We start from the raw sequence: 15872 nt of genomic DNA, 5'->3' as shown, positions 1-15872 counted from the left end.
GAATCGCTCCGATGAACCTTCTCCGAGCCGTCCTGGCGGCTGCCCTGCTCTCCCTCTGCGCGCCGGGCTGCGGCCCGGCCGCCCCCAAGGAGCGGTCGCTCGACGAGGCGGCCGCCCGCCTCGCGCTGGCCGAGGCCCTCGACTCCTGGAAGGCCGGCCGTCCGCACTCCGACCCCTCCGAGGAGGAGCCGGCCCTCCGGGTCGCCGACGAGGACTGGCTGGCCGGCGCCCGGCTCCTCGACTACCGCATTCTCTCCGGCGATCACGTCGTCGGGGCCACGCTCGCCTGCCCGGTCGCCCTGGTGCTGGCCGGCCCGGACGGGCGCCGGGTCGAGCGGCAGGTCACCTACGCCGTCGCCACCGACCCGGCCCCCAGCGTGATCCGGCAAGATTGATCGGAACTCTCCAAGAGCGATAATCTGAGGATTTGACCATGAATTCGATCGATCGGACCCGATCCCTCCTGCTCTTCCTCGCCGCCTCCCTGGCCCCGGCGATCACGATCGCCCAGGACGATTCCCCTCCCCCCGGGACCAGGCCGGTTCCCGTCACCCGGGAGGACCTGAAGCAGGCGCTCGAGCAGTCCAAGCGGAGCACTCCGCGCCTTCCCTTGCCCCCGATCTCCGACGAGGAACGCCAACGGGCCGAGGGCGGATCCTTGGGAGTGGTCAACAACGGCCGGATGCGACGCGACTACCTCCCCCCCGGCTTCGTCGCCGGTGGCTTCCCCTCGAGGGAGGAGCCGGGGATGACGCTCGGCTATCCGTTCCAGACCACGCTCTTCTGGATTGTCTCTCGCGCCAATAACTGCACCTATTGCCTTGGCCACCAGGAGAGCAAGCTCGCCGCCGCCGGTGTTCCCGAGGACCGCGTTGCCGCTCTCGACGGAGACTGGTCCGGCTTCTCCCCCGCCGAGCGCGCCGCCTTTGCCTTCACCCGGGCCCTGACGACGACCCCCCACGAGATTGGCGACGACGATCTCGAGGCCCTCCGCGCCCACTACGACGACGACCAGATCACCGAGATCATCTACGTCGTCTCCAGCTTCAACGCCATGAACCGATGGACCGGCGCCCTGAACATTCCCCAGGAGGAGCATCGCGAGTATCTGACGCCCACCGCCCCCGAGTTCCGCTCGCTCGTCACCCGTGTCGCGCCGATCGGCCCGGCTCGTCCGGGTCCGGGCACTCGGCCCGCCTCACCCTGGCATCGGCCGGCGCTGGAGTCTCGGTCGGAGGTCGAGGAGCGGATCGAGTCGGCCCGATCGCGATCCCCCCGGGTCAGCCTGCTCGACGCCGAGACGACCCGAGCCCGGGTCCAGGAACTTGGCGAGGGCGAGCCGCCGAACTGGATCCGACTGCTCGCCCGGTTCCCCAAGGTCGGCGTCGATCGTATCGCCATCCTCCGGGCCGTCGAGCGGGAAGGGACCCTCGACCCCCTGCTCCGCTCCCAGGTCGCCTGGACCGCCGCCCGGCTCGACCGCTCCTGGTACGCCCTGGCGATCGCTCGAGAACGGCTCCGAGCGGCCGGCCAGTCCGACTCGGAGATCTTCGCCCTCGACGGCGACCTCTCCGAGCTGTCCGAGGCCGACCGCCTGGCCCTTCGGTTCGCCCAGAGGCTGACCGTCGACCCGGCGCTGGTCTCCGACGGCGATGTCGCCCGCTTGCGCGAACACTTCAGCGATCACCAGGTTGCCGAACTGGTCGCCGTCGTCGCCGAGGCCGCCTTCTTCGACCGGCTGACCGAGGCGGCCGGCTTGCCGGTCGAATGATCCGAGCCCGGCCCTTCCCCCTGTCGCTTCGGGGAAGGGCCGGGTATGGATGGGATCTCGGATCGGGCCCTCCTCGATCGGGGCCCGGACCACCGCGTTCGAGTCGAGGAGCCCTCCGATGAGCCGACGACCCGGTCCCGCCCCCACCTCCTCCCTGGTGGTGGCCGCGGCCCTCGCGATCGCGACGTCCTTCCCTCCCGCGGTTTCGGTCGCGGGAGAGGACGTCGAGCGTCCCCGTCCCGAACTGGCTCCCGAGGCCCAGGCCCTCTGGGACTCTCCCCTGGCTGATCGGGCCGGCGCCTGGCTCTCCGATCGACTCGAGGCGCTCTCCCCGGAGGATCGTCCCGAGTGGCTCCTCATGTTCGCCGACATCCTCCTCGGGAAGCAGCTTGGCAGCCAGGACGGCTGGTTCAGCCGTCCCACCGGGGGCTCTCGCTTCGGCTGGGAAGAGGTCCGGGCCGAACTCGACGCCGACGGTGATGGGCTCATCGCCCGTCGCGAGTGGCCCGGATCCGACAACGACTTCCAGGCCGTCGACGCCAACGCCGACCGCCTTATCACCGCCGCCGACTTCGACTGGTCCGAACACGCCCTGGCCGGTGGCCCCGGCGTGGCGCTCTACTACCTGGCCGACGGGGACGCCAACGGCAAGGTCACCCGGGCCGAGCTGCTCGCCCTCTTCGACCGCCTCGACGAGGGCCAGCTCGGCTTCCTGACCCGGGACGAGCTGAAGGGGCTCTTCGAGCCGGGCACGATGAGCCGAGTGATGATGGCCGGCGGCATCAAGGGCCAGGGGCCTCCCCCCGACCCGAACGGCCCGAGCCGCTCGACCCTGGTCCGAGGGCTGTTCACCCAGGAGATCGGAGCCCTCTGGCCCGGCCCCGACGTCGGCGACCCCGCCCCCGACTTCACGCTCCCGGCCATCGACGGCGACCGCGACGTCACCCTCTCGTCCTATCGCGAGCGGCTGGGCAAGCCGATCGTCCTGATTTTCGGCAACTTCACCTGCGGCCCGTTCCGCAGCCAGGCCGGCAACGTCGAGAAACTCTACCGCCGCTATCGCGACCGGGCCGGGTTCCTCCTCGTCTACGTCCGGGAGGCCCACCCGACCGACGGTTGGCACATGCTCGACAACCACCGCCAGGGCTACACCCTGGACCAGCCGACCACCTTCGGCGAACGCCTCAAGGTCGCCCAGCAGTGCCGAGCGACCCTCGACCTCGGCCTGCCGATGGTTGTCGACGCGGTCGACGATCCGGCCGGCACGCTCTACAGCGGCATGCCTGCCCGGCTCTACCTGATCGACCAGGACGGCCGGGTCGCCTTCAAGAGCGGCCGGGGCCCCTTCGGCTTCAAGCCCCGAGAGCTGGAGCAGGCCCTCGCCCTGCTGCTGGCGACCGATCGACCCGAATCGTCCGACCCAGGAGAGTCCACCTCCCCCCCCGCCGAGGAGGCCGGCTCGTTGGCCGAGGACGGGGACCAATGATCCCGGATCGTACCGATCGCGGATCCGTCGAGCCCCGCGAAGCGCCGGGGAGGGTCGGCCCTGGCCTCGCTTCCTCAGGCGTTGGTCATCGAAGAAAACCGGTATGATGTTGAGTTCCCGGGGAGGACCGGCCCCCGGACCGGGCCTCGGCTCGCCGAGGCGGCCTCCTGGGCCGGGATGGCAGGCCCGCCGAGGATGACGGCGGCGGGCCGTCCCGGGTCAGGGATCCTCCCCCGGCCGGTCCACCGGTTCCAGGCTGACGTCGTCGACCCAGAGCGCGGCGGGCCCGTCCCCCTCGCAGTCGAGGATGAACTTCAACTGCATCGTGGTGGCCCTCGGGTCGGACCGGAAGCGATGCTCGACGAGCGTCCAGCTCCCCAGCCGCACCAGCTCATCCACACGCTTGGACTCGGTCAGCATGCGATAGGCGTTGGGGACGTCCTGGTACTGCTTCAGCTCGACCCGGGCCCCGCCGGTCGAGTCGAGTGACCGGAAGTAGCGGAACCGGAGCCTCATGTCGGCGTCCCGGGGGACCTTCAGGTCTCGGAACTGGAAGGACCGGAACCCGGCGAGGGCGGCGTCGAGATAGAGGCTGTTGGGTGGAGAGAAGTAGACCCGGGGGTCCAGGCGCTCGGCAGGGATCGGACCGAGCCGGTCGATCGGACCGTCGGGGCCGGCGGGCCGTTCCAGGAGGACGGCGTCGCGGAAAGACGCCGGGCCGATCCGGAGCGAGATCTCGCGCTCTCCGAGCAGCGGCTCGACCGGACCGTGCAGGTGGTGGCGATGCTCCAGGCTCAGCCGGGCGCGGAGGACGTCTCCGGGAGGGACGAGCATCGGCCCCTCCGGTAGCGAGCAGTCAGCCCCGGGGACCGGCTCCGGCGGGGCCGGCTCGTGATCGGGCCAGACCTGAAGCGTGGCCCGCTCCTCGCAGCAGTCGGTTGGCTCGTCGCCATCGAGCAGCATGGCGACCGATTCGAATCCGTCGCCGGCGCTCAGCGCGTGGTCGGCGCGTCGGGGGAGCCCATGCCCCTCGGCCCGGGAGTTGGAGGCCCAACCCTCGACGGTGCAGAAGACCGTCCCGGGTTCCACGACCAGCGGGGCCCGGCCGGCGTTGACCAGGCGATACTCGACCCGCCAGGTGAGCCAGCGTCGGCGATGGTCCCCCTCCTCTCCGCGCCCGGGGCGGGAGAGGGAGAGCGAGCGATCGACCCGTTCCAGAGTCGGGGAGGCGACGGCATCGCCGGTCTGCCGGGCATCGGCCGTCGTCGCGATCAGGGAGAGCAGCAACAGGGGGCCGCCAAGCGGCCCGGCGGCGCGGGAGAGAGTCGGGCCGCGCGGCCTCGGGCGGTCGATCACCATGGAGCTCCTCCGCGTCCGTGGAGGGCGCCCCGCCCGGCCGCTTGCGCGCGGCCGGCCGCCGGGGCGTCGCGATGCGTCGCGCTCTCCCGGGACGCGGGAGGGGAAATCGCCCCGGGCCAGCGCGGACCTTACGAAGTATTCCCGAATCGATCAATCCGAATCTCGCGAGGGGCCCAGACTAACACCACCGGCCTTCTCCTGGGCGACCGGACCTCATCGTCCGATCCAATCGTCATGGCAGAATCGGCGGCCATTGGGAAGGAGACCCTCTTGATTTCCCGGCGCCCGGGGCGACGTCGCTCCGGGCGCGGGCTCTCCGGTGGACCTCGTCAGCGTCTCCTCCGGAAGTCGCCGTTGGCCGGGTCGATCCAGCCTGGGTCCGCGATCAGACTGTTGGGGTCCCAGCCCAGCCGTTGCCACTCGGCCAGAGTCTTGTATTGATTAGACACATCGTCATAAAAAATTCTCTGTTTTGGAACAGATGACCAGTATTGATTGCGGTCGATGACCCGAGAGTCCGACTTGGTGAAATTCACCGAGATCGCCTCCTCGTCGGCCCCCGACGGCTCGTCGTAGAAAAACACGTTGTCCAGGATCTCGACTTCGCCGAGATTAGCCCGCAGGGTCAGTCCCCGGGTGACCGAATCTCCCTGGGGAATGTAGACGTCATTGCGATAGAATCCAAATCGCGATCCGTTGGATCGGGGTGTGACGTCCGCGACCCGGCCCCCGTTGTCCCAGTACTTCGAGTCCCGGATCACCACATTCGCAATCTGGTCGAGCCAGCTTCCGAATGCCTGGAAATTGTTCCTTGGCCCCACGTGGAAGGCGGAGTTCTGGATCACCGTGGTTCCGACGGGGGTGGAGGTCCCCTGTCTCGTCTGGTTGTACCCCGGCCCGTTGGAGGGGCCCGCGAAGTCGACCCCGTCAATCAACGAATGCGACTCCGACTGGCCCGGAGTCACGTCGGTCTGGAGAAACTTGATGGCGAAGTTCAGCGACGTCTCCGGCACTTCCTCGAACCGGAGCCAGCGGAAGAGCATTGTGTCGTAGACGATCAGGTACGCTTGCTGGGCCAGCAGCGGAGAGGCGTCCGGACCGTTGCCTCCTCCCGAGATCGAGCCCCCCACAACGCTCAGGGACCGCGCCGCCTGGACGAACAGACCGACGTCCCGGTCCAGCGAACCGACCAGCCGAGGGCGGTCGAACGTGGTGTTCCAGAAGACGAATCCCTCCCCCTGCTTGCCGTTCCCGGGGGAGAAGTTCGATGCGTTGATGATCACCGACGCGGAGGAGTTGTCGGTGTTGCCCGTCGTGGTCAGTGTTGAATTGAGGATGTGGACGTTCGCGATGTACGAGGAGAGTCCGCTGTCGTTCTTCGCCGCGAAGACGTAGTAGGAGACATCCGTTGCCCGGATGTCCAGGCCGTCGAAGACGACGTCCTTCGTCGAGTAGCCCTCCTCCGCCGAGACGTAGAGCGTCGAGTTGGAGGAGTAGAGAACCGGCAAGGGAAGAGTCGGATCCCCGTAGGACGCGACCCGGATCGGACTCGAGCCAGTGTTTCGAAGCCAAATCCTCCCGGTGTCGAAGTGGGACCCGCGCTTGATCCACACGCGGTCGTCGCCGGCCTGCTGGATCGCCGATTTCAGCTCCGCTCCGCTGGTGAAGGGCGCCTCGATCGAGCCGTCGGGCGGACCATGAGAGATTCCGTCATAGTTCGAATCGAAATAGATGTCGCCGCCGGCCCATGCCATCACGGACACGGAGTCTTCCGAGCTTCCGGCGATTCGGTCGCCGATAAGCACCTTCGGCGGCGCCGAGCCTCCCCCGATCAGCCCCCCGTCCTGGGCGGTCAGCGAGAGCCGATGGCCGAGCAGGTCCCCGCTCGCCTCGATCCAGTGGTGAGGACTCGTATGGACGTTCCCCTGACCAATGTTCGGCAGGGCGGCCAGAGCCGAGACGATCTCATCCGTGCTTGCGTTGTACCGGATCGGTTCGGTGATCATGCCGGGGCCGCCATCGACCGACGCGATCAGTTGGAAGGTTCCTCCCGCCGCGTTGACGACCTTCACCTCTTGCAGCGACGGCCGCAGCAGCGAGTGGGTCGAGGCGGTGATGATCCGGCCTTGATCATCCTTGCCCCGGACTGTCAGGGTGATCGTATACGTTCCTGGAGATCGGTAAACGTAGGAGGCCTCGGGGCCGGTCTGGTCGGAGTTGGCGTTGACCAGGGCCCCGGTCACGGGATTGACGAGCTCCTCTCGGCCGAAGGGGTCGCCGAAGTCCCAGGAGTACTCCAGGTCGGTGTAGGCATCCCCCGCGTCGGTCGTGGTCAGGGCGGCGGAAACCTGGACGATCAGCGGCTCGAACCCCTCGGTTCTCGTGATGGTGATTCTCGGCGTGATCTCGGTCAGGCCGGGGACCGCCGGCCTCCCGCCGAACGCCGAGACTCCCGATGCCTGGCCGAGGACGACGTAGGACACCGCCTCGCCAGCGACCGATCGTTCGCGGTCGGCCCATCGGTCCTCCAGCGCCGCCAGTTGGAGGCTGTCCGGCCGCACGGGGTCCGACCCCGAGAGCACCGCCCAGGAGCCGTCGAGGCCGTTCATCGTCGCACCGGAAACCACCGCCGCCGACGCCGAGGACAGACCCGACAGCGGAGCGATGAATCCCGGGGAGTCGTCCAGGCCCCGCACCGTCGGGCCGGTCCGGCCGGCGATCACGTCAATTCCGCCCAGGTGATGGGCTCCCGACTCGAAGACGAAGTACCCGAGCGTCTCGTCCGATCGGACCTGAGTGGGATCCTCGCCGACGTGCATCCCGACGTACAGATCCGTCGTTGTCGGGGCCTCCACCCGGGAGGCTCCCCGGGACCAGAACATCGAAGGCCTCGGGTCGTTGGCGGTCATCACCTGACCCACAACGACGGGAGCCCGGTATTGCTGCTCGTAGTCGACGCGACGGCCGACGAACGAGGCGTTGGCCCCCCCGTGGTCGGCCTCGGTCGCGATGATCTTGTGCGCCTCCATCGCCACGCCGTCGGCCTCGGAGGTATACGTTCCCTCTTCGGCCACCAGGTAGTAGACGGGCACGGTCGCCGAGAGCGGGGGCTTGCTGGAAACCCGATCGAGGACGATGTCGTCGATGAAGGAGGTGCTGGCGCCGCCGGAGGAATTGATTCCGACGAAGGAGAGGGTGTGGGCCCCGGCCGGGAGGGTCAGCGCCAGGCTTCGTGCTTCGTAGGAGGTGCCGGCCGGTTGGACGCGGGCCAGTTCGACGCCGTCGAGGAGCACGGCGAAGTCGTGGGCGCCGGCCTGGTAGTTGCCGCGCTGGGCGGCTCGGAAGCGGAGGCGGTAAGAGCCGGCGGCGTTGGCGGGGATGGAGAGCGTCTGGGAGACGGAGCCGGTCTTCTGGAGGAAGGCGACCTGGTCCCCCTCGGGAGCGTTGGGGTTGCCGGCGGTGAAGGCGGTGCCGTTGGCGGTGACGCCGGCGGTGCCGGCGAAGGACCAGGCGGAGCCAGCGGGGCGATAGAGGTAGGAGCCGCTCGAGCCGTTGGGGCCGGCCTCTGGCACCTCGAACCCTCCGTCCAGGAGTGTCGCGGAGGAATCCTGGGACGAGGCGAGGAAGGTGGCCGAGAACGCGTCGTTCGGCTGCATGCCGAGGCCGTCACCGTCCTGGTCCATGAAGTTGCCGGCCGGATCCAGGATGGCCGGGCCGACCACCAGCGTGTAGCTCCCCGCTTCGACCGATCCGAATCGGATTTCCACCTCCCTGTCCCCCGAGCCGGCCACGACCGACACGTCGGCCACCGCCACGGGGCCCGAGGGGCCGACGAGCGAGGAGACGTCCTGGGAGGAGAGGCTCGAGGGCAGGATCGGCTCGCTGAAGGTCAGCCGGATGACACCGACGGGGTCCCCCGGCTTGGATTCGAGCGCGGCGGATTCGACTCGGGGGCCGTCCGTCTCGCTGGTGATCGCCCGGCCGAGGTCGAGCCGGCCGCCGGTCGCGACCTTGCCAGCCACGCTGGAAACCGGGTCGACCGTCGCGAGCAGCTTGGCGATCACCTGCTGGTAGGACCAGTCCGGGTGCAGGCCCCAGAGCATCGCGGCCGCCCCGGCAACGTGGGGGGAGGCCATCGATGTGCCGCTGAGGTTGCCGTAGCGATTGCCCGGCAACGTGCTCAGGATCGACACGCCGGGCGCCGCCAGGTCAACGCGCTGCAGACCGTAATTGGACCAGCTCGCCAGTTGGTCGAGGCGATCGGTGGCCGCCACGGAGATGACGTTGTCCTGCGCGTACGCGGCCGGGTAGCTCGGGTTGGTGTCGACATTGACGCCGCTGTTGCCCGCGGCGGCCACGAAGATGTGGCCGGCCTCCCGGGCCCGGTCGATCGCCAGGGAGAAGAACGTTTCGAAGCCGCTGCCGCCGTAGCTGTTGTTCGAGACCTGCGCCCCCATCGCCACGGCGTAGTCCAGCGCCCGGATCGCGTCGGAGGTCGAGCCGCTTCCGGAGGCGTTGAGGAACTTCAGCGCCATCAGCTTCACGGTCCAGTTGACCCCGACCACCCCGATGCCGTTGTTCCCGACGGCGCCGATGGTGCCGGCCACGTGCGTGCCGTGGCCGTGGTCGTCGGCGACGTTCGGACTATTGGCGACGAAGTTCCAGCCGTGCGAGTCGTCGACGTAACCGTTGCCATCGTCGTCGATTCCGTTGCCGGCGATCTCGCCCGGATTGGTCCAGATGTTGGCGGCCAGGTCGGGGTGAGTGACGTCGATCCCGGTGTCGATCACGGCGACGATCGAGTCGGCGCTGCCGGTGGTCACGTTCCAGGCCGACTCGGCGTCGATGTCCGCCTCGGGGAGGGACGAGTTCCGCAGCCCCCAGAGCGCGCCGCTTGTGAAGCCGGGGTCGTTCGGCGAGGCTTGCAGCGACAGGACGTAGTCTGGCGAGGCCTCCAGCACCCGGGGGTCGGTCCGCAGGGACGCGATCGCCTGGGGAACGGTCGTGCCGGCCGGCAGGTGCAGGACCCGAAGCTCGGGCAGGAGATTCGGAGCCGGGCGGTCCTCCCCCCCTCCCTCGAACCCGGCGGCCTCGGGCCAGTAGCGGACCAGCAGGCGATCGGGCTCGTACGAATCAACCTCCATCCGCAAGGCGTCGAGGGACGGGAAGGCCGGCACGTCGAGGCTCAACATCGTCCGGGACTCGAGGACGACGAGCCGCGGCGCCTGGCGCGTGGAGCGTCTCTGGCTGCGGAGCATGGTTGCCTGACCGTCGTGATGTCGGGGAACGGGAGACGGACGCGGGCGAAGGGGACGTGGAGCGATCGCCTCTCGGCTCGGATCGGCCGAGAGGAGAGGCCCATCGGGGCCCGGGATCCCACCACATCCGGGAACCATACCGGAACCGGCACCTCCGTGTCATCGCCCTTCCGGCTGGATTTCCACCATGGTTCGAAAAGGCAACAGGCCGGGGGAGCCCGGGCACCCTCCCTGGCCCCTGCCCGTCGACCCCGGCTTCAGCCCCGGCCCCGGGGAGGTCATAATGGCGGTCGACTTCCGGGAGGTTCCCTCCGCCGCCTTGAGCCCGAGAGACCGAAACCGATCATGAGCCGTACCGAACTGGTCGTGGCCGAGCGGGCCGCCCGGGCCGCCGGGGAGGTGCTGGGCCGGTGGTTCCGCGAGGGCGTCTCCCACCGTTCGAAGGAGGTCGCCAACCTCGTCACCGACGCCGACCTCGAGGCCGAGCGCGCCATCGTCGAGGTGCTCTCGGCCGAGGTCCCCGGCCACTCGATCCTCGGCGAGGAGGAGGCCCGGGTCGGCTCCCCCGAGGCCGAGCACCTCTGGGTCGTCGACCCCCTCGACGGCACGAACAACTTCGCCCACGCGATCCCGCACTTCGCCGTCTCGATCGCCTACTACCGGAACGGGATTCCCGAGGTCGGGGTCGTCCTCAGCCCGATCCGGGGAGAGTTCTTCACCGCCACCCGGGGAGGCGGAGCGTTCGTCGACGGCCTCCCGGCCCGAGTCGCCCGGCACGAGAGGCTTGACCAGGCGCTGGTCGGCGTCGGCTTCTACTACGACCGAGGCGCCATGATGGAGGCCACGCTCCGGTCCATCGGCGACCTGTTCCGCCGCAACATCCACGGTATCCGACGCTTCGGCACGGCGGCCCTCGACCTGTGCATGGTCGGCTGCGGCCAGCTCGGCGCCTTCTTCGAGTACCAGCTCTCCCCCTGGGACTTCGCCGCCGGCCGACTCTTCGTCGAGGAGGCGGGGGGTCGAGTCACCAACTGCCTCGGCCGACCGCTCCCCCTGACCGTCTCCAGCGTGCTCGCCTCCAACGGGCCGCTCCACGAGGAGACGCTGGCCGTTGTCCAACGTCACCTGCCCGAGGACCACAGGGGATAGGCCCCCCCTCCCCTGCCCTGCCCCGCTCGGCCCGGCTCCCCCTGCCCTGCCCTGGGACGGGACGGGCGGGGTAATCAATCGCGGCCCAGAACACCTCGGGGGAATCGGTTGCCTCCCTGCACCGTCTCCCAGCTCGATCGCCGGTACTCGACGGTCGGGACCCGGGGGGCCGAGGGCAGGTCGACGGCCACCCTGCCGGAGGTGCTCGGCTCGGAAGCCGGGCGGACGGCCCGATCGGAGGAGGCCGCTCGATCATCGGCCCGGGCCAGGGCGTTGTCGGCCCGAGGAAGGATCAGGGAGCCCGGGGCCGTCACGGGGCCCGGGATCGACGGCGGAGGCGGCAGCGCCGACGAGGAGGAGGCGCCCGAGTCGGCCAGCAGCTCGTCCCCGGGACGGCCGGAGAGGTCGAACAGGGGGATCTGCTCGTATCCCAGAGACTCTTTATCGGGGCGGACGAAGGACGCGAGCCAGGCGGGGTCGGGCTCCGGGTTCGGCCGGATGTTGGAAAGCCTCATCTCCAGTTCGGCGACGTCGGGGATCGTCAGTCGGACGACCGACGGGATCTCGACCCGGGCCGGCGGCTCCGAGCCCCCCGTCGGGCCGACCGAGACGGCGACCGGCTGTTCGACCCTGGCGCTGGCCACCAGCCGGGACCGGTCCCCCGTGTAGAGCCGATGCTCCACGATCCGCTGCTTCGAGACGCTCAGGACCGACTCCTTGATCGTCGTTCCTCCGCCGGGGAGAGCCCTCGTCTCCACGAGCGTCAGGACCTCGGGGGAGGAGCCCCGCTCGATCTCCACGTCGGCCGGCAGCGACTCAAGGCCGAGGATCTCGAAGATCCAGTCCGCCCGCATCGAGGTCAGCAGCGGGTCGTTCAAGCCACCGAGATGCGAGTGGCTCGCGACGACGATCTCCCGGGACTGGTCGTTGGCGAACCAGAACTCCTCGTCGTTGGAGCCGATGTCGGCGATCGGCATGGAGAGGGTCTTGTTCAGGATCACCCGGAGGTTCCGGGGCCGTTCCACCCGCAGGTATCCCTCGGCCGTGCCGCCGAGCACCCCTCCCAGCGGGACGCGGCGGTCGCGGCCCTGGTCGTCGGTGAAGGTCTTGACGTTGACGTTCAGTTCCGACTTGAGCGCCTGGACCAGCTCGGCCCGGCGCTCGTGCTCCAGGGAGACGAGACGGACCACCTCTCGAGGGTCGGGCTGCTCGGGGCGGGGAGCAGCCTGGGCCACATCCCTCCGGAGCAGGTTGTCCTGGAAGGATCGGCACCCGGGGCTGGCCGGAACGGCCAGCCCGAGCGCGAGCAGGAGCGCGGCGTTTGATCGGGACATGGGGCCCTGCCGTCGGTTCGAGGACCGAGTCGGGATCGCTCGCTTCTCCTCGGTCATGAAGGCCCCGAGGCGCCGCCGGTTGGGAGGGGAGACCTCGCTGGATGGGAATCGAGGGGGGGCGGACCGTCGGGACGCGATCGCAAGGGGAAACGGACGGATCACACCAGATTCTTCCCCGACAGGCAACCCGAACCAAGCCCGACGCCTCCCGATCGGCGCCCGGACCTGCGGCGATCGCGGTCTGTGACGGTCGCCCGGCCGGCGACCGACGGGCCTTCCTGGCAATGGGGGAGACCAGGTCCGGGATCCGACGGGGCCGACCCCCTCCCGGACGGGAGGGGGCCGGCCACTGTCCCGAGGGCCCGCCCGCCGCGATGTCGGCTCTCCTTCGAGCTCAACGGCCGTCGCGGGGGGCTGCCTGGCCGCTCGGGATGGCTTCAGGCCGACTGGAGGGCCGGCCTCCGAGACCGCCGGGCAGCACTGGCCCTCGGCCGCCGGCCCCCCACCGAGGCCGGCGGGCTCCAGTCGTCGTCGAGCTTGCGGACCGCCCGGACCTCGATCTTGCGCACCCACTCCCGGGTGACGCCGAGCCGGCGGCCAATTTCCTTGAGCGTCATCGGCTCCCGGTCGCCAAGGCCGAAGCGGAGCGTGAGAATGGTGCGCTCCCGGTCGTCGAGCCGGGCGAGCCGTCGCATCAGGTCGCGGCGGTCGTCATCGGCCTCCATCGGCGCCTCGGGGGCCTCACGAGGGTCGGCGGCCTCGTCCAAGGCCCCCCCCTCGTCAGACTCTCCCCCGCCGGGCAGGAGCCGGCAGGCGAGCAACGCCTGCTCAACCATCCGCCGCTTGGCCTCCGACAGGCCAAGCGAAACAGCCAGGTGCTCGAAGGTGGGCGCATGGCCAAACTCGCGGAGGTAGGCGCGCTCGGCCCGTCGCCACTTGGTCAGCAAGCCGACCATGTGGGCCGGCAGCCGGATGGTGGCCGTGGTCGTGATCAACGCGTGCCGGATCGCCTGCTTGATCCAGTGGCTGGCGTAGGTGCTGAACCGGGTGCCGAAGCGGGGGTCGAACTCCTTGGCGGCCCGGATCAGCCCAAGGTTCCCCTCGCCGACCAGGTCCTCCAGCGCCAGGCCGCGCCCCTCGAAGTCTCGGGCGACCTTGACGACCAGCCGCAGGTTGGCCCGGATCAGCCGAGCCCGAGCGGCCTCGTCCCCCTCCCGAACCGCTCGGGCCAGCGCGACTTCCTCGTCGGCGGTGAGCAGGTCATGGTCGCGGATCTCGCGCAGATAGTCGCCCAGCGGGCTACTCGCGGCCCGTTCCCTGGTGCAGCTGCGTCCCATCGGTGGCTGCTCCTCACTGATGATCGGCCCGATCCCAGTCGATCGTGCCGGACTTCCGCGCCCCCCCAGGCCATCGACCCACCCGCCCTCGATTCCCTCTCGCGGGTCGAATCGGCCGGGTCGGATCACGCGATCGAGTCGAACATGGCTGCGGCTTGCATCCCTGGACCAGGCTTAACTAAGGGCGATCGTCTCGCGCCGAGGCTGCCGGATACGGCGGCGTCGCGCGTGACCGTCGATGCTCTAGTGGCAATCTCTCGGGGCGACCGGACAGGAATCTCCGCCGATTCCTCGGGGAATAACGCTTCAAATAGCCAGCGTGACGCCTAATCCCTGGAACGAGGTATTTGTCCCTCGTACCGGAAAAAAGGTGCTATTTTGGGGTGTCTTGCCGGCCTCGTCGGCGTAATCTTAGAAAGAAGGGGCCCCGCACCCCGGCGGGACAGCCCCGCCGGGCGAGCCCGCCGAGGAGCTGACCCCGATCGGATCGGGGCGACGCCGTGGTCGCCCAGGGGGTGAGGCGGGCGGGCCGGAGGACGGGCGGGATCCCAGGGCGAGTGGCACGATGAACGAGACCACCTTCGCCGAGCTGGTCCGGCGGGCCAAGGCCGGTGACGAGCAGGCCCTCAATGCCCTGCTCTCCGAGTTCGAGGACGACGTCCGCCTGGCGGTCCGCCGGCAGCTCCCCCGCGTGCTCCGCACGCAGTTCGACTCGATGGACTTCGTCCAGCTCGTCTGGGCCAGCGTCTTCGCCGGGGAGGCCGTCGACCCCACCCGGTTCGACAACCCCCAGCACCTGCGCGCCTTTCTCACCGGCGTCGCCTGGAACAAGGTGCGCGAGGAGTACCGCCGCCGCACCCGCACCCGGAAGTACGACATCGGCCGGGAAGAGCCCCTCTACGTCCGCCGAGGAGACCGCGAGGAGCCGAGGGAGGTCCCCTCTCCCGAGCCGACCCCCAGCCAGAACCTCCAGGAAATCGACCGCATGGAGCAGCTCACCGCCGGCCGATCCGGGCCGGAGGCGGAGGCCCTTCGCCTGCGAAGCCTGGGGCTGACCCTCGAGGAGGTCGCCGCTCGGGTCGGCCTCAGCGAGCGGACCGTCCGACGACTCATCGAAGACTCCCGACGCCGGATGGAGCAGCGGCAATGGCGATGATGCCCGGCCCCGGCCTCCCCCCCAGGCAACCCGTCTCCCCCCCTCCCGATCGGGACCGGCTCCGCCTCTGGACCGATTCGCGTCCTCGGTCAGAGTCGGCCGCGCCCCCCGAGGCCTCGACGACCGCCTTCGCCCTGGAGGCGGCCATCGAGGAGTTCACCCGGCGCTGGGACAACGGCGAGGGGCCGACCGCCGAGCAGTACCTCGACCGCCTGCCCCCCGGCGACCCGGACGGGGCGCTGGAGCTCATCTATCACGAGTACTGCCTCCGGGCCTCCTCGGGCCGCCGCCCCTCCCCCGAGGAGTTCTCCCGCCGCTTCCCCGAGCACGCCGACCGCCTGCTCCGGCTGATCGCGCTGCACGACGCCCTGCCCTCGATCGGCCCCGCCGACGTGCCCTCCCCCGCCTCCCCGTTCGAGCCCGGCGACGAGATCGGCCCCTACCGGCTGATCCGAGAGCTGGGCCGGGGAGGCTTCGCCCGCGTCTTCCTCGCCGCCGACGCCGAGCTGGAGGACCGCCTGCTCGTCCTCAAGGTGGCCAACCGCCCCTCGGCCGAACACCGCTACCTCGCCCGGGCCCCGCACCCCCACATCGTCCCGATCCTCCGCGAGCGGACGACCGAGGACGGCCTGCAATTGATCTTCATGCCGTTCGTCGGCGGCTGCACCCTGGCCGACGTCCTGGCCGAGGGACGGCTTCGCTCCCGGCGCCCCGAGCGCGGGACCGACCTGCTGACCGACCTCGACCTCCGCTCCGCCCCCGAGTACGCCCCCGCCACCGCCGCCCGGCCCTCCCGCGAGATGCTGGCCCAGATGAGCTACGCCCAGGCCGTCTCCTGGATCGTCGCCCGACTGGCCGAGGCACTCGACCACGCCTACCGCCGAGGCGTGACCCACGGCGACCTGAAGCCCTCGAACATCCTGATCGGCGCCGACGGCCAGCCGATGCTGCTGGACTTCAACCTCTCGACCGACTGGAGCCCCGGCCCCGCCTCCCCCGCCGGCCCCTCCTCGCGCGACCCC

10 protein-coding genes are annotated in these 15872 nt (G+C 70.0%); 6 read left to right on the top strand and 4 right to left on the bottom strand.

The genetic code is table 11. The annotated features are described in order from the left end of the window. Positions 1 to 11 precede the first annotated feature (11 nt). The 3 genes from TsocGM_RS13655 (at position 12) to TsocGM_RS13645 (ending at position 3257) form a co-directional block, all read left to right on the top strand. Positions 12 to 395: a hypothetical protein gene (locus TsocGM_RS13655; protein ID WP_126726029.1), complete on the top strand. Its 384-nt coding sequence runs from the start codon at positions 12 to 14 to the stop codon at positions 393 to 395. Between the two features lie 38 nt (positions 396 to 433). Further along, positions 434 to 1771, top strand: a complete 1338-nt coding sequence (locus TsocGM_RS13650) for a carboxymuconolactone decarboxylase family protein (protein WP_126726028.1) — start codon at positions 434 to 436, stop codon at positions 1769 to 1771. A 118-nt stretch (positions 1772 to 1889) separates the two neighbouring features. Further along, on the top strand, positions 1890 to 3257 hold the full coding sequence (locus TsocGM_RS13645; protein ID WP_158633545.1) for a deiodinase family protein: 1368 nt from the start codon (positions 1890 to 1892) through the stop codon (positions 3255 to 3257). Positions 3258 to 3476: 219 nt separating this feature from the next. Here TsocGM_RS13645 and TsocGM_RS13640 read toward each other — a convergent pair whose 3' ends face one another. Both TsocGM_RS13640 and TsocGM_RS13635 read right to left on the bottom strand, forming a co-directional pair. Continuing rightward, on the bottom strand, positions 3477 to 4616 hold the full coding sequence (locus TsocGM_RS13640) for a hypothetical protein (RefSeq protein WP_126726024.1): 1140 nt from the start codon (positions 4614 to 4616) through the stop codon (positions 3477 to 3479). 329 nt (positions 4617 to 4945) lie between these two features. Then, the gene (locus TsocGM_RS13635; protein WP_199756784.1) at positions 4946 to 9808 is read right to left on the bottom strand and encodes a S8 family serine peptidase; all 4863 of its coding nucleotides are present in this window, start codon (positions 9806 to 9808) and stop codon (positions 4946 to 4948) included. 411 nt (positions 9809 to 10219) lie between these two features. Between TsocGM_RS13635 and TsocGM_RS13630 the strand changes: the two genes are divergently transcribed. After that, complete coding sequence (locus TsocGM_RS13630; protein ID WP_126726020.1) at positions 10220 to 11023, top strand: inositol monophosphatase family protein; 804 nt, start codon at positions 10220 to 10222, stop codon at positions 11021 to 11023. A gap of 74 nt (positions 11024 to 11097) precedes the next feature. On the opposite strand, the gene TsocGM_RS13625 is transcribed toward TsocGM_RS13630, so the two are convergent. Together TsocGM_RS13625 and TsocGM_RS13620 are read right to left on the bottom strand one after the other, a co-directional pair. Further along, complete coding sequence (locus TsocGM_RS13625) at positions 11098 to 12357, bottom strand: hypothetical protein (protein WP_126726018.1); 1260 nt, start codon at positions 12355 to 12357, stop codon at positions 11098 to 11100. 437 nt (positions 12358 to 12794) lie between these two features. Then, a complete protein-coding gene (locus TsocGM_RS13620; protein ID WP_126726016.1) occupies positions 12795 to 13694 on the bottom strand; it encodes a sigma-70 family RNA polymerase sigma factor in 900 nt (299 codons plus the stop codon). Between the two features lie 565 nt (positions 13695 to 14259). On the opposite strand from TsocGM_RS13620, the gene TsocGM_RS13615 reads away from it, so the two are divergent. Both TsocGM_RS13615 and TsocGM_RS13610 read left to right on the top strand, forming a co-directional pair. Further along, entirely contained in the window at positions 14260 to 14850 is a 591-nt protein-coding gene (locus TsocGM_RS13615; protein ID WP_126726014.1) for an RNA polymerase sigma factor, read from the top strand. Beyond that, positions 14841 to 15872 (top strand): protein kinase domain-containing protein (locus TsocGM_RS13610; protein ID WP_148114877.1); only part of this gene is annotated, 1032 nt, incomplete at its 3' end. The genes TsocGM_RS13615 and TsocGM_RS13610, both read left to right, overlap by 10 nt.

The organism is Tautonia sociabilis (genome assembly GCF_003977685.1).
GTDB classification, from domain to species: Bacteria; Planctomycetota; Planctomycetia; order Isosphaerales; family Isosphaeraceae; genus Tautonia; species Tautonia sociabilis.
The sequence above is the reverse complement of the archived record's forward strand: the minus strand, read 5'-3'. Positions and strand labels throughout refer to the sequence as shown.